Source organism: Endothiovibrio diazotrophicus (assembly GCF_054657215.1).
The window spans coordinates 1-18,374 of the sequence record NZ_BAAHXB010000030.1 but is presented as its reverse complement, the minus strand read 5'-3'; the positions used below and the strand labels follow the sequence as shown (position 1 = coordinate 18,374).

The 18,374-nt window shown below is 67.3% G+C and carries 13 protein-coding genes; 10 read left to right on the top strand and 3 right to left on the bottom strand.

Annotated features, from left to right (window positions below; all coding sequences use genetic code 11):
• The first annotated feature begins 131 nt into the window (after positions 1–131).
• Entirely contained in the window at positions 132–1,274 is a 1,143-nt protein-coding gene (locus ACYQ2W_RS09880; protein ID WP_459865784.1) for a D-alanyl-D-alanine carboxypeptidase family protein, read from the top strand.
• A 257-nt stretch (positions 1,275–1,531) separates the two neighbouring features.
• Here the strand turns inward: ACYQ2W_RS09880 and ACYQ2W_RS09875 are convergent, their stop codons facing one another.
• The gene (locus ACYQ2W_RS09875; RefSeq protein WP_459865782.1) at positions 1,532–1,972 is read right to left on the bottom strand and encodes an FKBP-type peptidyl-prolyl cis-trans isomerase; all 441 of its coding nucleotides are present in this window, start codon (positions 1,970–1,972) and stop codon (positions 1,532–1,534) included.
• 171 nt (positions 1,973–2,143) lie between these two features.
• Positions 2,144–2,611, bottom strand: a complete 468-nt coding sequence (gene lspA, locus ACYQ2W_RS09870) for a signal peptidase II (protein ID WP_459865780.1) — start codon at positions 2,609–2,611, stop codon at positions 2,144–2,146.
• Positions 2,612–2,730: 119 nt separating this feature from the next.
• Here lspA and ACYQ2W_RS09865 point away from each other — a divergent pair, with 119 nt between their 5' ends.
• From ACYQ2W_RS09865 to ACYQ2W_RS09855, 3 genes are all read left to right on the top strand, one after another.
• Entirely contained in the window at positions 2,731–3,414 is a 684-nt protein-coding gene (locus tag ACYQ2W_RS09865; RefSeq protein WP_459865778.1) for a DUF4126 domain-containing protein, read from the top strand.
• A gap of 112 nt (positions 3,415–3,526) precedes the next feature.
• Positions 3,527–4,798 (top strand): virulence factor BrkB family protein, encoded by a 1,272-nt coding sequence (locus ACYQ2W_RS09860; RefSeq protein WP_459865776.1) that lies wholly within the window; start codon positions 3,527–3,529, stop codon positions 4,796–4,798.
• Between the two features lie 337 nt (positions 4,799–5,135).
• Positions 5,136–8,057: an Lcl C-terminal domain-containing protein gene (locus tag ACYQ2W_RS09855; RefSeq protein WP_459865774.1), complete on the top strand. Its 2,922-nt coding sequence runs from the start codon at positions 5,136–5,138 to the stop codon at positions 8,055–8,057.
• A gap of 302 nt (positions 8,058–8,359) precedes the next feature.
• On the opposite strand, the gene rpiA is transcribed toward ACYQ2W_RS09855, so the two are convergent.
• Positions 8,360–9,016 (bottom strand): ribose-5-phosphate isomerase RpiA, encoded by a 657-nt coding sequence (gene rpiA / locus ACYQ2W_RS09850; protein ID WP_459865772.1) that lies wholly within the window; start codon positions 9,014–9,016, stop codon positions 8,360–8,362.
• A gap of 157 nt (positions 9,017–9,173) precedes the next feature.
• Between rpiA and ACYQ2W_RS09845 the strand changes: the two genes are divergently transcribed.
• The 6 genes from ACYQ2W_RS09845 to ilvA all read left to right on the top strand — a co-directional run bounded on the left by ACYQ2W_RS09845 (position 9,174) and on the right by ilvA (position 18,218).
• Positions 9,174–9,527: a hypothetical protein gene (locus ACYQ2W_RS09845; protein WP_459865770.1), complete on the top strand. Its 354-nt coding sequence runs from the start codon at positions 9,174–9,176 to the stop codon at positions 9,525–9,527.
• A gap of 88 nt (positions 9,528–9,615) precedes the next feature.
• On the top strand, positions 9,616–10,875 hold the full coding sequence (locus tag ACYQ2W_RS09840) for a TolC family protein (protein ID WP_459865768.1): 1,260 nt from the start codon (positions 9,616–9,618) through the stop codon (positions 10,873–10,875).
• Positions 10,872–12,692, top strand: a complete 1,821-nt coding sequence (locus tag ACYQ2W_RS09835) for a heavy metal-binding domain-containing protein (protein ID WP_459865766.1) — start codon at positions 10,872–10,874, stop codon at positions 12,690–12,692. Before ACYQ2W_RS09840 ends, ACYQ2W_RS09835 begins: the two co-directional genes overlap by 4 nt.
• Positions 12,685–15,831, top strand: coding sequence for an efflux RND transporter permease subunit (locus ACYQ2W_RS09830; RefSeq protein ID WP_459865764.1), 3,147 nt, complete (start codon positions 12,685–12,687; stop codon positions 15,829–15,831). Before ACYQ2W_RS09835 ends, ACYQ2W_RS09830 begins: the two co-directional genes overlap by 8 nt.
• Positions 15,832–15,979: 148 nt before the next feature.
• Entirely contained in the window at positions 15,980–16,411 is a 432-nt protein-coding gene (locus ACYQ2W_RS09825; protein ID WP_459865762.1) for a copper-binding protein, read from the top strand.
• 289 nt (positions 16,412–16,700) lie between these two features.
• Positions 16,701–18,218: a threonine ammonia-lyase, biosynthetic gene (ilvA, locus tag ACYQ2W_RS09820; protein WP_459865760.1), complete on the top strand. Its 1,518-nt coding sequence runs from the start codon at positions 16,701–16,703 to the stop codon at positions 18,216–18,218.
• The last annotated feature ends 156 nt before the right edge of the window (positions 18,219–18,374 follow it).

Here is an 18,374-nt window from a genome sequence, read left to right as displayed (position 1 = left end):
TTCAGACCGACGGGAGAGACTGGTAAAATGGCCCCATCGTCGGCGCCATCCCCTGACGCCACCACCCGCGAACCTCCCCGGGCCCTCCCCTTCCCGGAGCGCCCGCCATGGAACCGAGAGTCGAACCCACCATGAGAACCCCTTTTCCCCAATTCATCGGCACCCTGCTGCTGCTCGTCTCCGGCCTCGCCCACGCCGCCGCCCTGCCGGTCCCCAGCGCCCCCGAACTGGCCGCCAAGGGCTACCTGCTGATGGACTACGACAGCGGTCAGGTACTGGTGGAGGAGGCCGCCCGTGAGCGGATGGAACCCGCCAGCATCACCAAACTGATGACCGCCTACGTAGTCTTCCAGGCACTGCGCGAAGGGACCATCCAGCTCACCGACAAGGTGCGGATCAGTGAAAAGGCGTGGCGCATGCCCGGCTCGCGGATGTTCATCGAGGTCGGCAAGCAGGTCGACATCGAGGATCTGATCCGCGGCATGATCGTGCAGTCCGGCAACGATGCCAGCGTGGCGCTGGCCGAACATGTCGCCGGCGACGAAGGGGCCTTCGCCGACCTGATGAACCGCTACGCCCGCAAGCTGGGGATGAATGCCACCCACTTCGTCAACGCCACCGGCCTGCCCGACCCCGAGCATTACACCACCGCCTACGACATCGCCCTGCTCACCCGCGCGCTGATCCACGAGTACCCCGACCACTACAAGCTCTACTCGGAGAAGAAGTTCACCTGGAACGGCATCACCCAGTACAACCGCAACAAGCTGCTGTGGCGCGACCCCTCGGTGGACGGCGTGAAGACCGGCCACACCGAATCGGCCGGCTTCTGCCTGGTCACCTCCGCCCTGCGCGAGGGGATGCGGCTGATCTCGGTGGTGCTCGGCACCAAGAGCGAGAAGGCGCGGGCCAGCGAGAGCCAGAAGCTGATCAACTACGGCTTCCGCTTCTTCGAGAGCCACCGCCTCTACGCCGCCGGCAAGCCGCTCACCGAGGCGCGCGCGTGGATGGGCGCCGCGGACAAACTCCCGCTGGGGCTCGCCCGGGACCTCCATGTGGTGATCCCGCGCGGCCAATACAAGCAGTTGAAGGCGACCATGGAGGTGCAGTCCTCGATCATCGCCCCGGTGGCCAAGGGCGGCGAGTACGGGCAGGTCAACGTCACCCTCGACGGCAAACCGCTGGCCAGCGTACCGCTGGTGGCCTACCAGGAGATCCCCGAGGGGAGCCTGTGGCAGAAGATGACCGACAAGGTGATGATGATGTTCCAATGATTTTTCGCCAAAGCGCGAAAAATCATCATTTGGGATGACAAAAAAGGGGCGGCCAAAGGCCGCCCCTTTCACGATCTACCGCCCCCCTGTAGGAGCGGCCCCAAGGCCGCGATTGCCTACAGGGATGTAGGTACTTGGCGTGAGCAGGATGCGGAAGCCGGACGCCCTCTCCGCAACTCCCGCCAATCGAAAACGAAACGCCCCACTCCGCCTCGATCGCGGCCTGAAGGCCGCTACGAAAACGCCACGAGGGCGCGTTACGAACCGACCTTGAGGATCTCCACCTCGAAACGGATGGTGCGGCCGGCCAGGGGGTGGTTGAAATCCACCTCCACCCGGTCGATGGTCAGCTCCTTGATCATGCCGAGCATCTCGTCGCCGGCCGGGGTGTGGAAGGCGACCAGTTGACCCGGCTGGAGCTGCTCGCTCATCGCCAACGGGAACTCGGTGCGCTCCATCAGGTGGACCTTGTCCGGGTCGTGCATGCCGAAGGCGTCCCGGGGGGCGACGAGGAAATTCGCCTGCTCACCGACCTTCAACCCGATCAGCAACTTCTCCAGCCCCTCGATCATGGTGCCGTCGCCGATGGTGAAGGTCAGCGGCTCCTTGCCGAAACTCTCCTCCGCCACCGCCCCGCTCTCCAGCGCGATCCGCAAATGGAGCGTCACCTGCGCCCCGGCCTCGACCACATCACTCACTCGAATCTCCTGACATTGTCGTTAAACGCAGAGAACGCAAAGACGCAGAGAACGCGGAGAAGAAAACAGAATTGAATAGAACTCGATCCACCCGGGTCGCCTCACGACCCCGCACACGGAATCTCAGCGTTCTCTGCGTCTCTGCGTTCTCCGCGTTATTGGTGCCTAAGCTCAGGAAGAACTGCGCCCGGCGAGGAAAAAGGCGTCGATCAGCAGCATTACCGCACCGACGGTGATCGCGCTGTCGGCCAGGTTGAAGGCGGGCCAGTGGTAGCTCTGGTAGTGGAAGTCGAGGAAATCGACCACATGGCCGAAGCGGATGCGGTCGATCAGATTGCCCACCGCTCCGCCCAACACCAGCCCCAGGGCACTGCCGATCCAGCGCTGGCGCGCCCCCAGACGCAACACCCACACCATCAGCACCACGCTCACCAACACCGCCAGGCCGACGAAGAGCCAGCGCTGCCAACCGCCGGCATCGCTGAGAAAGCTGAAGGCGGCCCCCTGGTTGAACACCAGGGTGAGATCGAAGTGGGGCACCACCGGCCGCGGTTGATGCAGCACCAGGGCATTCAGCGCCCAATGCTTGCTCGCCTGATCGAGCGCCACCACCGCCAAAGAGAGCAGAAGCCAGACCACGCAGGGGGTCCTCGCCGGAAAAAACGGGCGCCCATTGTACCACCGCGCCTTCCGCCCCGGCGGGCCCGCGGCCTATACTGAAATTTCCCGGAAGGAGACGAAAAACCAAGAGCATCCCCATGGAAACGCAGATCGTCCACACCATCGCCCTGACCCTCGGCGTCGCCTGGGCCAGCGGCATCAACCTCTACGCCGCGATGTTCATGCTCGGCTTCATGGGTGCCAACGGCTACATGGAACTGCCGCCCAACCTGGAGATCCTCGCCGACCCGATGGTGATCTCGGCCGCCGGCTTCATGTACTTCGTCGAATTCTTCGCCGACAAGATGCCCGGCGTCGACACCGGCTGGGACACCCTCCACACCTTCGTCCGCATCCCCGCAGGCGCCGCCCTCGCGGCCGGCGCGGTGGGCGACGTGAACCCTGCCTTCATCCTCGCAGCCGGCATCCTCGGCGGCACCCTGACCACCGCCACCCACGCCACCAAGGCGGGCTCGCGGGTGCTGATCAACACCTCGCCGGAACCCTTCACCAACTGGTTCGCCTCGGTGGGCGAGGACGTGGCGGTGATCGCCGGGCTGTGGACCGCGCTCAACCACCCGGCGCTCTTCCTGGTGCTGCTGGCGCTGTTCATCGTGCTGCTGGTGTGGCTGCTGCCGAAGCTGTGGGCGGGGGTGAAAAAGGTCTTCCGCTTCCTCGCCGGCTTCTTCGGCCAGGTGAAGACCCAGGGCACCAAACTCACCGAACACGGTCCCCCGCCCCACCACCTCCCACCACCGGGACGGCACGACGAAAAACCTTGAGCATCCAACGCAAAGGCGCAAAGACGCGGAGGACGCAAAAGGGAAACGGTTTCCGGAACAACCCGACCCCCTGCGTCTTTGCGTCTTTGCGTTCAACTCTTCCGGTATTCCGATGTCGCCACGTGACCTGATCGACAACGAGGCGCTGCAACACCCGCTGCGCTTCCTGCGCTACCTGCTGCGCAACACCGCCGAGGACCGGGTGATGCAGACCGCCTCGGGCCTCGCCTACACCTTCCTGCTCTCGCTGGTGCCGCTGACCACCATGGTCTTCGCCCTGCTCTCCGCCTTTCCGGTGTTCCAGGGGCTGACCGATCCGCTCAACGACTTCATCTTCGACAACTTCGTCCCCACCGCCGGCGCGACGGTGCGCGAGCATCTCACCCAATTCTCCCAGCAGACCAAACAGCTCACCTCGATCGGCACCCTGGTGCTGCTCGCCACCGCGCTGATGATGCTGCGCACCATCGACCGCGCCCTCAACGACATCTGGAAGGTGAAGGTACAGCGCAACGGGCTGGCCAGCTTCCTGGTCTACTGGGCGGTGCTCAGCCTCGGCCCGATCCTGGTCGGCATGAGCCTCGCGGTCACCTCCTACCTGGTCTCCCTGCCGCTGCTCGCCGACACCACCGCCGGGCTGCACAAGCCGATCCTCGCGCTGGTCCCCTTCGCCCTGGTGACGGTCGCCTTCACCCTCTTCTACCTCGCCATCCCCAACCGCCGGGTGCCGCTGCGTTTCGCCGCGGTGGGCGGGGTGGTGGCCGCGCTGCTGTTCGAGGCGGGGAAACGAGGGTTCGCCTGGTACGTCACCAGCTTCCCCACCTACGAGCTGATCTACGGGGCATTGGCGGCCGTCCCGATCTTCCTCATCTGGGTCTACGTCTCCTGGCTGATCATCCTGTTCGGCGCGGAGGTGACCTACTGCCTCGCCACCTACCGCATCCACCAGGAGAGCGGCGACGATCCGGGCCGCTTCGGCTTCGTCACCGCCCTGCGCCTGCTGGCCACCCTGGAGGAGGCCCAGCGCCGCGGCGACACCCTCGCCCTCAACGACCTGCTGCGCCGCCACCCCGACCTCCACGAGGAGGCGCTGCGCCGGGTGCTCTCCCCCCTGGAGGAGGCCCGCTGGGTGCAGCACACCAACGCCCACCGCTACCTGCTGGCCCGCGACCTGGACGACCTCACCCTGCTCGACCTGCACCACGCCCTGCCCTGGCCGCTGCCCCGCGAACTGCCGCCGGAGATCGGCCACGTGCCGTGGCGCGCCGCCCTGGAGGCGCAGCTGCACGCCGGCGAAGAGGCGCTGGAACAGACTCTCTCCACCCCGTTGCGACCGCTCCTTCACGCCAAGCAGCCGACGAAATCCGGAAAATCCCCCGGCTGATTCATCCGTGGTCCGACAGGCTCGTTACCACACCCTGAGCCTCCGATTCCCCATGCAGCGTCTCCAAGGCAGTGGGTCACCACACAGAACGTGGGAACCGAAGGAGCGGAAGGCCCGTCCAGCCGGAGCACCTCGACTGCCCCCCCCCCGATTCCGATTTACGGGTGGATCGAAACCTCCTATGATCCAAACTGATTTACATATTTTTTATCAGGGAATAAAAAAACACCCGACAGGAAGGGGTGCTGACCGGAACAGATGACGTCACTCCACGCCACCGCGAACCCTCTGGGGAGTGGCATGGAAATCGCGAAAAACACTTGAAGGGGTGCTGTCGATGAAGATGAAACATCTGTTGTCGTGGGTATCCGTGGTCACCGGTCTGCTTTGTTCCACTCCCGCATGGACGGCAGAGTGCGGCGACGCCATCCACTATGCCAATGGGTTTTACGAGGACGGCGTCAACGACACCTTCACCGACAACGGTGACGGCACCGTCAGCGATAGCAGCACGGGATACGTGTGGCAAAAACAGGACGATGGCAGGCTGTACAACTGGGAAACCGCTTGCGCCTACTGCCAGGGATTGAGGCTCGGCGGGCACACCGACTGGGTCTTGCCCGGCATCCACCAGTTGGAAAGCATCGTCGACACCAGCTACTACCCGACCATCAACGACTCCTTTTTTCCGAACAGCCACGACACCTACTACTGGTCGTCTAACGTCGATGCCGCCGACACCGACCAGGCATGGGTCCTGTTTTTCTATCGGGGCTATTCGCACACCTATTACAACGTCAATACCGGGTACGTCCGCTGCGTCCGCTCCATGGACGGCAGCGACGGGGCCGACGGATCGTGGTCGGAGGTGGATCCGCTCAACGACATCCCGATGGCCGCCCCCCTGTGGGTCCAGGAATCCGGGCAGAGCGGGAGCATCCTCACCTCCGTCGACGGCCTGAGACTGATGCAGGACACCACCCGAGGAAACGCCGTTCACTCCCTCTACACCTACGACCATGTAGGGGCGACCAGCTACCTCTCCTTCAAGATGCTGGACCGGGGGTATTTCTCCGCCATCACGGCGCAGCCCGCCTGTATACCTCCCATCGCCATGAGCACCGGTCAGACCAGCGGCGACGGTGACCTCTTGCCGAATACCACCACCGTATACCTGCGCATCGCCATCGATGGCGACGGGAGTTACTCCACGAACCTTGCGACAGGGAACTATGACGATGCGGGAGGCACGCCGCTCGCCGCCCACAGCGGTACCTTGAGCGCCGACGAACTGGCGGCCTGCGCCAGCACTTCGTTCCGGATGGGCTTTGCGGATAGCGTCGACACGAACACCTACATGCTGGTGAACGAGGTGCGCCTGGAACCCCACGCCCCCGCCGACGACTCCGCCTCACCGGGTGACCCGCCCCCCCCGGACGACGCCGACACCCCGGATGACACCACCTCACCGGATGACACCACTTCACCGGATGACAACACTTCACCGGATGACAACACCGACGGCGGAGACAACGGAGACGACACCGGCGACCAAGGCACCGTCGATCCGGGAACGGGTGATGGCGGAACCGACGATAGCGGCGACATCGTAAGCTCCTCCCATGTTCCGGAGTGTGGCCCGACCACGCTTGGCCGCTGCGCCTCCGCACTCACCTGCGTCTCCGAGGGCAACGGCTACTGGTGCAACGGCGCCTGCCAGACCGGCCAATGCCGCTACAACACGGAGCGGGAGCAGTGCGCCACCTTCGACCCCGCCAGCGGGGCCGTCGACATCCCGTGCGTCATCACCGACGACCAGGCGCTCTCCGCCAATCTGCAGATGGACCGGGGCGCGCGGTTTACCGTCACCGGCGTCGGCACCGCCCGCAGCGGCGCAGTCAATCCGGATTGCAGCGAATATGACCCCGAATCGGGGACGCTCGACATCGCCTGCGTTTCAGTCGGCGAGAACGGTTACGAGGTGGGCCTGTCGCTGGCATCAGCGAACCCCATCGGATTCGACATCAACGGCCTCACCCCGACCGGCGCCACGAGATCCGCCCCGTTCAGAAACCTCTATCTGAACGAGTACGGCAGCGACCCGCTCTATGCCACCTTCACCGATGCCAACGACCGCTACTACGCCCTCTACGCGGTGAAGGACGGGCAGAACCAGCCGATCTATTACAACCGCCTGGAGACGTTCGACAAGAACGCCGACGGCTCACTGGACGCCTATGTGGCCATGGAGTTCGACGAATTGGGCCGGCCCACCCTGTTTGAGCTGCGCGGCGGGGCCGATGGCACCATCGGCTTCTCCTACCCCTCCGCCGACATCGCGGAGATCACCCTGTCGGTGAACGGCGAAAGCGAGACGATGAGGATCGCGAACCGCTTCGCCGGCATGGCGGCGCGCACGTCGACCCGACGCACCCTGCCGCGGGACGGCCGGCCCTACGAGGCGTATACCGAGCTGACCTACATCGGCGACATCATGACCTGCGCGGAGCGCGCGCCGAAGGTCACCGTACGGCGGAATTTCAGCGCCATCCTCGCCAAGAAATACCCGTTGCTCGCCCGGACCTACCGCGCCGACGTGTGGGAAAACACCTATGAGGGGAGCGAGGCGGATTACCTCTATCGTTTCTACATCACCGTGCCGGGCGACGACTTCGACGCCTGGACCACGCGCTGCCAGCTCTACGGACTGGTCAACAGCAGCGTCGGCTTCATCGGCGTGTGGAAGGAGCGGGTGGGAGACTTCGTATCCGGTGTCGTCGCCGGATTTCGCGACGCCCGGGACAACACCGACAGCAACGCGATCCGCGTCGTCACCGACAAGGCGTTGGACATGACCACCCGGGGCATCCCGATCATCTCCATCGCCAGGAGCTTCGCCGACGCGTGGGATCAGGAGGGTTCAGGCGCGAACGGGCCGTGCAGCGAGAGCGCCTACTACTTCAAGCGCAAGCGGCTGCTGCACGAGGTCACCATCACGGTGGACGATGACACCAGCGACTACCTGGAGAGCCGGGAGTATCAGCCGATCATGCGCTGGGAATACGGCGCCGACTATGTGCATAGCGCCCCCACGTTCGAGATCGGCACGAATTGCGGTGATCAGACGGGGAACACCGGCACCTGCGACCGCGACGCGGTGGCGAACATCTACAACAGCACGGACTGCCGGGCCGCCGGGGGCGCGTGGACCTCGGGCGGTTTGTACAACGCCAGCTCGGGGTACTGTTTCTGCTGGTGATCCGGAGACGGCGCTGAAAGCGCGGGCGCCCGCCGTCCTCTCTCCTCTCGTTACGACGCTCCGCGTCGTAACGCACCACCGCGACGCTCCGCGTCGTAATCCCGGACGCAGAGCGTCCAAGGTAGCGGGTTACTACGCAGAGCGTAGTAACCAGAGGACCAGATGAAGCGGGTTACTACGCAGAGCGTAGTAACCAGAGGAAACCCAACGCAACCTTTTCGACATAACACACACGGAAATCCCGCCCCATCGCCGCCCCGCGGCGAAAGCCCGCGGGGCGGCGATGGGGCGGGATTTCCGCGTTAGTCGAACTTCTTGACGCCGTCGGCGCAGCCGAGCAGCAGCACGTCGGCCGGGCGGATGGCGAAGATGCCGACGGTGACCACGCCGGCCAGATTGTTGAGCTGCTGCTCCAGCTTGGTCGGCTCCATGATCTCCAGCCCGTGGACATCGAGGATGATGTTGCCGTTGTCGGTGGTGAAGCCCTCGCGCAGCACCGGCTCGCCGCCGAGCTTGACGATCTCGCGGGCGACCAGCGAGCGGGCCATCGGAATCACCTCGATGGGCAGCGGGAACTTGCCGAGCACGTCCACCAGCTTCGACTCGTCGGCGATGCAGATGAACTTCTCGCTCGCCCCGGCCACGATCTTCTCGCGGGTCAGCGCGCCGCCGCCGCCCTTGATCAGGTGCAGGTGGCGGTTGGACTCGTCGGCGCCGTCCACGTAGATCGGCAGCGAACCCGCCTCGTTCAGCTCCATCACCGGAATGCCGTGGCCGCGCAGCCGGTCCGCCGAGGCGACGGAACTGGCGACGGTGCCGTCGATCTTGCCCTTCATGCCGGCCAACAGATCGATGAAGTGGTTGGCGGTGGAGCCGGTACCGATACCGACCACCATGCCGGGCTCGACGTATTCGAGGGCGGCCTCGGCCACCTTCTTCTTCAGTTCATCCTGGGTCATCGTTCGTTCTCTCTAATTTTGACGAAAGGCTCTGCGCGAGTCCGATCCATCATACCAGTGGTTCCGAACCGACGTCAGTTCCTCCCGAGCGAGGATGATTTCACCGCACAGCGCGATGTTGACAGCCACGCCCGGCCGGGAGAACAATCGGGCCGTCATGGCTACCCATCGCAAATTCTGGTCCACCCTGCTGCTCGCCCTGCTGCTGTTGCAGACGACGGTGAGCGCGCCGTGGCTGCACCGCGGGGAGGCCCCACAAGCAGGGGCCCCCACGGCGATGGCGATGGCCGCCGACGGGACCCACCACTGCCATGACGGGGCCGCCGATCAAAGCGGCCCGTGCAAGGATCGCGGCTGCGTCTTCTGCGGCGTCGCCCCCACCGCCCACGCCCCGCGGGTCGATACCTTCTTCTCCCTGCTCTCCCAGCTGGAACCCTTCTCCGACCGGAGCGCCCACCACTTCGAACAGCCGGTGGAGCTGCGCCCTCCCCAACCCAACCGTCCGGTCTGAGCATCGGGCCGGCCCCGGTTGAATACCGGGCCGGCGGTCGTCGTGCCGTGGCTGCGGCGCGGCCCATCCCCGGTTGGGAGTTCCCTCCATGTCCACTGCCCTCTCGGCGCATCGGCGCCGATCCGCCGCGCACGTTCGGCTGCGTGCGCTCGCCTCGCTGACCCTGGCGCTCTGCGCCTCGGCCGGCGCCTCCACCCCCGCCTATGAAGCGTTGCGCGCCCGACTCGCCCAACACCCCGACGTGCGCGCCGACGAGGCCCAGGCGCGCCAGTGGGCGCGTCAGGCGGAGGGGGCGCTGGGGCTACCCAACCCCAGCGTCACCCTCGGCCTCAACAACCTGCCGGTGAACGAGCCGACCCGCTTCGACCGCTACCTGCCGAGCAGCCGCAGCCTGGAGGTGAGCCAGAAGATCCCCAACGCGGCGGGCCGCGAGGCGGAGCGCGACACCCTGCTCACCCGCCGGGGGCTGGCCGAGCTGGAGCGGCGCGAGCGGCTGGCGGCGCTGGAGCGGCGGCTGATCGAGGCGCTCGCCGAGCGCGAGCGAATCGGCGCGTCGCGGGCGGCGCTGGCGCGGCAGGTGACGCTGATCGGCGAGCTGGAGCAGTGGCTGCGCGGCGAGATGGCGGGTGGAGAGGCGGTCTACGGTCGCTTCGACGAGCTGGAGATCCAGCGGGCGCGGATCGGTGAGCGCCGGGTGGCGCTGGAGGGGGAGGCGCGGCGCTGGGAGGCGACGCTGCGCGAGCTGGTGGAGGCGGTACCCGAGATGCCGCCGCCGGCGGTCGAGCCGCGGAGCTGGGACGGTTCGCCGGAAGGGGCCTTCGCGCCGCTGATCGCCGAGCGCGAACGGACCCTGGCCCGCAACGGGGTGGCGCGCCGCGTCGCCGACCTCTCCCCCGACTATGCGGTGGGCTTCGCCTGGCAGCAGCGGGAGTCGGGCCGCGGTTTCGACGGTGAGGACTGGTTCACGGTAAAGCTGACGGTGAGCGTGCCGCTGTGGGCGGAGAACAACCAGCGACCCAAGCTGGCCGCCGCCGAGGTGGCCCTGGAGCGGGCCACCGCCCATTGGGAGCAACGGCTGCGCGAGACCCGCCGGGAGTACGACACGGCGCGCGCCGACTACGAGACCGCCGCCGCACTGCTCACCGAGCTAAAACACCGGGCGGCGCGCCTGGAAGACCTGGAGGCGGCCAACCGGCGCCGCTACGAGGCAGGCGACGGTTCGCTGGAGGCGGTGATCCGCCCGGCGATGCAGCACGCCGAGCTGGAGCTGGAACGGGCCACCCAGCGGGCGCGGCGCACCGTCGCCGCGGCGCGGATCAACGCCCTGCTGGTGGAGGAGATGCCATGAAACGGCTACCACTTCCCGCGGCCCTGCTGTGGCTGCTGCTCGCCTGGACCGCCCCGCTGTTCGCGGCGGAGGAAGCTACCCAGTACACCTGCCCGATGCACCCCCACTACATCGCCGACCAGATGGGCACCTGCCCGATCTGCGGCATGGATCTGGTGCCGGTGGCGAGCGGCCCCGCGCAACCGGTCGCCGACGACCCGACGGGGGCACCGGCCCGCGCCGAGGTGACCATCTCCCCCGAGACCATCCAGAACATGGGGGTGCGCTACGGCCGCGCCGAGCCGACCCGGTTCGGCCGCCGCATCCGCGCCTACGGCGTGGTGGTGGCCAACGAGCGGCGGCGCGGCGAGGTGGCGAGCCGGGTGGCGGGCTGGGTGGAGGCGCTGGCGGTCACCGCGGTGGGTGACCCGGTGCAGCGCGGGCAGGTGCTCTATCGCCTGTTCAGCCCCGATCTGGCCGCCGCCCAGCGCGACTACCTGAGCGCCCTGGCGCGCAACGGCGCGGAGCGGAGCGATTCGGCCGCCGACCGGCTGCGCGCGCTAGGGGTCTCGACCGAGTTCATCGACCGGCTGAAGCAGACCCGCAAGGTCGAGGAGCGGGTGCCGTTCGCCGCCGCCACCGCCGGCACACTCGCCGAGCTGCGGGTGCGCGAGGGGGCCTACGTGCGCCCCGGCGAGACCCTGGCGGTGATCCAGGACTATTCGTCCGTGTGGATCAACGCCGCGGTGGCGGAGCAGGATTTAGCCTGCATTTCTCACCAGCCTCCTACTGCGACCGCCGATCTTCCCGCTGTGACGAGGCGTGCTCCCTCCAGGCTCCTCAACATAGAGTCGGCTATGCCTTCGTCGCCCTCCAGTCCGCGCGCCCCGTCACAGCGGGATCTCGGCGCCCTCGCTACGGAGGCTGGTGAGAAATGCAGGCTAACGGCGATCGGCCCCGATACCGCGGTGCGGGTGGTGCTCCCCAACCTGCCGGGGCAGGTGATCGAAACCAAGGTCGACTACATCCACCCCACCGTAGACCCCGCCAGCCGCACCGGCACCGTGCGTCTCGCCCTGGACAACCCGGACGGGGCGCTACGCCCCGGCGCCTACGCCGACGTGCTGTTCGAGGTGGAGGCGGTACAGCGGCTGGCGGTGCCCGACAGCGCCCTGCTGCTGGGGGCCGGTGGCCCCTATCTGGTGGCGGCGCTCGGCGACGGCCGCTTCCAGCCGCGGGCGGTGCGCACCGGACTCTCCGCCGACGGCTATACCGAGATCCTCGAAGGGGCGGCGGCGGGGGACCGGGTGGTGGTCTCCGGCCAGTTCCTGATCGACTCCGAAAGCGCACTCCGCGACTCGTTCCGCAAGCTGCAAAGGCTCAAACAGACGCTCGCCGACCTCACCCTGAGCGCGGCCCAGCTGGCGATGATGGACCATCTGGTGGACGCCGCGCTCTACCTCCACGAGGCGCTGGTCGACGGCTACGACGTCACCCCGGAGCAGCTCCAGCCGGCCCGCGAGATCCGCGGCCTGCTCTGGCCGCGCTTCGGCGACACCCGGCTGGGGCCGCTGCTCGACGCCGCCGAGCAGGCGGTCGGCGAGGCCCAGCAGGCGCGCACCGAGAGCACCCTGACCGAAGCGCTCCACCACCTGGTCTCCGCGCTACGCCCGTGGGTGCTGGAGGGGCGCACCGCCCACTACCGCGACAAGGACGTGCGGCTGTTCCGCGACCCGCAGCGCGACCGGCTCTGGCTGCAACAGGGCGCCACGCCCTACAACCCCTACGGTTCGGCCAAGGGGGAGGCGGTGAACGGCGGGGGCGACGGCCATGAGTAGCCCCCACGACCTCGGCGGGGAGGACCCCACCCGCTCGTTCGTCGCCCGGGTGATCGGCTGGTCGGTCCACAACCCGCTGATCGTGGTGGTCTTCACCCTCGCCCTGGCGGCGGCCGGGCTGCTGGCGCTCGGGCGGATGCCGCTCGACGCCATCCCCGATCTCTCCGACACCCAGGTGATCATCCGCACCGACTTTCCCGGACAGGCGCCGCAGATCGTCGAGGACCTGGTCACCTACCCCCTCTCCACCACCCTGCTGGGGCTGCCGAAGACCGAGGCGGTGCGCGGCTTCTCGATGTTCGGCACCAGCTTCGTCTACGTCATCTTCCAGGACGGGGTGGACACCTACTGGGCACGCAGCCGGGTGACCGAGGCGCTGGCCAGCGCGCAGAAGGGGCTGCCGGCCAACGCCACCGCGCGGCTCGGTCCGGACGCCACCGGGGTGGGCTGGATCTACCAGTACGCGCTGGTCGACCGCAGCGGCCGCCACGACCTGGCCGAGCTGCGGGCGTTGCAGGACTGGTTCCTGCGCTTCGAGCTGGCCACCGTGCCCGGCGTCTCCGAGGTCGCCTCGGTGGGCGGCTTCGTGCGCGAGTTCCAGGTGCTGATCGACCCCAACCGGCTGCGCGCCTACGACATCCCGCTGGTGCGCGTGCGCGAGGCGGTGAAGGCGGCCAGCGCCGAGGTGGGCGGGCGGGTGCTGGAGCGGGCGGAGACCGAGCTGATGATCCGCTCCAAGGGCTACGTCGCCTCGGTCGACGAGCTGCGCCGGGTGGTGCTGCGGGCGCGCAACGGCACGCCGGTGCTGCTCACCGACGTGGCGCGGGTGATCGAGGGGCCGGAGCTGCGCCGCGGGGTGGTCGAGCTGAACGGCGAGGGGGAGGTGGTCGGCGGGATCATCGTGATGCGCTCCGGCGAGAACGCCTTGAATGTGATCAAGGCGGTGGAACGCAAGCTCAACGCCCTGCGCGGCGGGCTACCCGAGGGGGTGGAGATCGAGACCGTCTACGACCGCGCGCCGCTGATCCGCGGCGCGGTGGAGTACCTCAATCACAAGCTGATCGAGGAGGGGCTGGTGGTGGCGCTGGTCTGCCTGATCTTCCTGCTCCACGCCCGCTCCGCCTTCGTCGCCATCGTCACCCTGCCGCTGGGGGTGCTCGGCGCCTTCACGGTGATGGCGGCGCAGGGGATAACCGCCAACATCATGTCCCTGGGAGGGATCGCCATCGCCATCGGCGCGATGGTCGACGCCTCCATCGTGATGGTGGAGAACGCCCACCGTAAGCTGAGCGAGCTGCCCGCCGACGCCGACCGGATCGCCCGCAACGGCGCCCTGCTCCAGTCCGCCAAGGAGGTGGGGCCGGGGCTCTTCTTCAGCCTGCTGATCATCACCGTCTCCTTCCTGCCGGTGTTCGCGCTCACCGGCGAGAGCTACCGGCTCTTCTCACCGCTCGCCTACACCAAGACCTACGCCATGGCCTTCGCCTCGCTGCTCTCGGTCACCGTGGTGCCGGTACTGATGATGTGGCTGATCCGCGGGCACATCCGGCGCGAGGAGGCCAATCCGCTCAACCGGCTCTTCGTCGCCCTCTACAAACCGCTGCTGCGCTTCGCCCTGCGCACCCGCTGGCTCACCCTGGCGGCGGCGGTCGCGGCGGTCGCCAGCCTCGCCTGGCCGCTCAAGCAGCTCGGCTCCGAGTTCATGCCGGCACTCTACGAAGGGGAGCTGCTCTACATGCCCACCACCCTGCCGGGGGTGTCGCTGACCAAGGCGAAGGAGATCCTCGCCCAGACCAACCGGCTGATCCGCACCGTGCCCGAGGTGGAGCAGGTCTTCGGCAAGGTGGGACGGGCCGACACCGCCACCGACCCCGCGCCGATCTCGATGATCGAGAGCTGGGTGCGCCTCAAGCCCCGCGAAGCGTGGCGGCCGGGGCTCGACGTCGACGGGCTGATCGACGAGCTGGACGCGCGAGTCCGCCTGCCGGGGCTGGTCAACAGCTGGGGCTACCCGATCAAGATCCGCATGGACATGATCTCCACCGGCATCCGCACCCCGGTGGGGATCAAGATCTCGGGAGCCGATCTGGAGGAGATCGGCCGCATCGCCCTCGACGTGGAGGCGGCGGTCAAGGAGGTGGCGGGCACGCGCAGCGCCTTTGCCGACCGGATCACCGGCGGCAAGTACTTGGAGATCACCCCCAACCGCGAGGAGCTGGCCCGGCGCAACATCGACCTCGGCACCTTCCAGGGGGTGATCCAGACCGCGCTGGGCGGCATGAAGATCGCCGAAAGCGTGCGCGGGCGGGAGCGCTACAACATCATCCTGCGCTACGACCGTCCGTTCCGCGAACGCCCCGACGACCTCGCCGGGATCCTGGTGCCGACCCCCGAGGGGATGCACATCCCACTCGGCGAGCTGGCCACCATCGCCTTCGCCGAGGGGCCGCCGATGATCAAGTCGGAGAACGCCCGGCTCACCGGCTGGGTCTTCGTCGACATCGGCGGGCGCGACATCGGCGGCTACGTCGAGGAGGCCCGCGCGCGGGTGGCGCAAGAGGTGGCACTGCCGCCCGGCTACGCCATCGCCTGGTCGGGGCAGTACGAGCAGATGCTGGAGGCGCGCGCGCGGCTCAACCTCGCCATCCCCGCGGCGGCGGCGATCATCCTGGTGCTGCTGATGATCCACTTCGGCCGCGCCGACCGCACGGTGATGGTGATGAGCGCGCTGCCCTTCGGCCTGGTGGGCGGGCTGTGGGCGGTCCATCTCGCCGGCTACAACCTCTCGGTGGCGGTGGCGGTGGGCTTCATCGCGCTCGGCGGCATCGCGGTGGAGACCGCGGTGGTGATGCTGCTCTACATCGACCAGCAGGTGCGCCAGCGCCCCCCCGCCAACCGCGCTGACCTGTTCGCGGCGATCATAGCCGGCGCCGCGCTGCGCGTGCGCCCCAAGCTGATGACCGTCTCGGTGATCATCGCCGGCCTCCTGCCGGTGTTCTTCACCGACGGCCCCGGCGCCGATGTGATGCGCCGCATCGCCCTGCCGATGGTCGGCGGCATGGTCAGCACCACCGTCATGACCCTGATCGTCATCCCGGCAATCTACCTGATCTGGGAGGGCCGGCGCTGCCCGCGATAACCGCCGCCGACCCACCCGGATGAAGAGAAGAGTGAACCGCAGATTTACGCAGATGAACGCAGATTTCTGTCTTCTTGATCTGCGCCAATCTGCGTAAATCTGCGGTTCATTGAATTTTTTCCCCACAACCAACCCGAGGAGAACTCCGATGAACGGAACCCTGAAAATCACCCTGCTGGCCTCCCTGCTCACCCTCGCCGCCGCCCCCGCGTCGGCCGATGAGCACAGCGGCCACGACATGGGCGACCACGCCGCGATGAGCGATTCGGCGGAACACGGCGACCACACCATGCACGACCACGCCGCGATGGCCGCCCCGGCGGCCGACGAGGCGGAGGGACACGGCACCCTCCACGCGGTGGACGCCGAGGCGCGCACGGTCAACCTGAGCCACGCCCCGATCCCGGCGCTCAACTGGCCGGCGATGACCATGGACCTGCCGGTCACCAAGCGGGTCGATCTCTCCGTCTTCAAGGCGGGTGACGAGGTGATGTTCACCCTCAAGAAGGGACGCGACGACCGGTTCCGGATCACCGCCATGGAGGCGGCGGGGGGCGCTCACCACATGGGACACCAGTAGTCTGTCCATCTGAAAATTTGGGATGAAATCTTCCCGTAGCCGTAGGATGGGCAAAGCGTAGCGTGCCCATCAAAACGGCACTGCCACAGCAAAATTCACTGCCTTCGTTCGATGGGCACGTCGCTAGCGCTCCTTTGCCCATCCTACGAGAACCGCATCCCGATTTTTCAGATTGACGGAGAATGGAAAACAGGACAGGCAAGGATGTTTCCATCGGGGCGGCCTTCGTCTTGCGGGGGATTCATTTACAATGGGTCGATCTCCCGCCCTCCCCTACGAAGGCCGCCCCATGCTCGAGCGCTACCTGAAGAAGATCCTCACCGCCCGCGTCTACGACGTCGCCCGCGAGACCCCGCTGGAGGAGGCGAAGAAGCTCTCCATCCGTCTCGGCAACACGGTGCTGCTCAAGCGCGAGGACCTGCAACCGGTCTTCTCCTTCAAGCTGCGCGGCGCCTACAACAAGATGGCGGGCCTGCGCCCCGAACAGCGCGCCGCTGGGGTGATCGCCGCCAGCGCCGGCAACCACGCACAGGGGGTGGCGCTCTCGGCGCACCAGATGGGGATCAAGGCGGTCATCGTGATGCCCAAGACCACCCCGCCGATCAAGGTGACGGCGGTGCGCGGCTACGGCGCCAAGGTGGTACTCCACGGCGACTCCTTCGACGAGGCGAGCCAGCACGCCCGGGCCCTGTGCGACGAGAAGGGCTACACCTTCGTCCACCCCTACGACGACCCCGAGGTGATCGCCGGCCAGGGCACCATCGCCATGGAGATCCTGCGTTGCCGCCAGGAACCGATCCACGCCATCTTCGTGCCGGTGGGCGGCGGCGGGCTGATCGCCGGCGTCGCCGCCTACGTCAAGGCGCTGCGCCCGGAGATCAAGGTGATCGGGGTGGAGCCCGACGACGCCGCCTGCCTCGCCGCCGCCATGGAGAAGAAGCGGCGGGTGACCCTGCCCCAGGTCGGCCTGTTCGCCGACGGGGTGGCGGTGCGCCAGATCGGCCGCGAGACCTTCAAGGTGTGCCGCGACCACGTCGACGAGGTGGTGACGGTCAGCTCGGACGAGCTCTGCGCGGCGATCAAGGACATCTTCGACGACACCCGATCCATCGTCGAACCGGCCGGCGCGCTGGGCGTGGCGGGGCTGAAGAAGTACGTCGCCGAGCGGGGCATTCGCGACGAGCACCTGGTGGCGATCAACTCCGGCGCCAACATCAACTTCGACCGGCTACGCCACGTCGCCGAGCGGGCGGAGCTGGGCGAACGGCGCGAGGCGCTGTTCGCGGTGACCATCCCGGAGCGTCCCGGCGCCTTCCGCAAGTTCTGCCAGGTGATCGGCCAGCGCCCGATCACCGAGTTCAACTACCGCTACGCCGATGCCGACCGCGCCCACGTCTTCGCCGGCATCCAGCTGGCCGACGGCGACGAGGAGCGGGCGGCAGTGCTGGAGGCGCTGGAGCGCCATGACTATCCGGTCATCGACATGACCGACGACGAGATGGCCAAGCTGCACATCCGCCACATGGTGGGCGGGAGCGCGCGGGTGGAGGACGAGATCCTCTACCGCTTCGAGTTCCCGGAACGCCCCGGCGCCCTGCTCCGCTTCCTCACCGCCATCGGCCAGAAGTGGAACATCTCGCTGTTCCACTACCGTAACCACGGCGCCGCCTACGGCCGGGTGCTGGTGGGCATCCAGGTGCCCTACGGCGACCGCGGCCGCTTCCGCGACTTCCTGGAGGGGACCGGTTACCTGTGGCGGGAGGAGACGGAGAATCCGGCCTATCGGCTGTTTCTCAATCAGGGATGAGGGATGAGATGTATCTCGTTTCCGCGCTCATCATCTCGTTTCCACGCTCTGCGTGGAAACGTCTTCTTCGACGCTCCGCGTCCTGCCGAACGAAGGCACCGAAACCTCACCGCCGTACCGGACACGAGGACGCAGAGCGTCCAAGGTTCCTGGTTA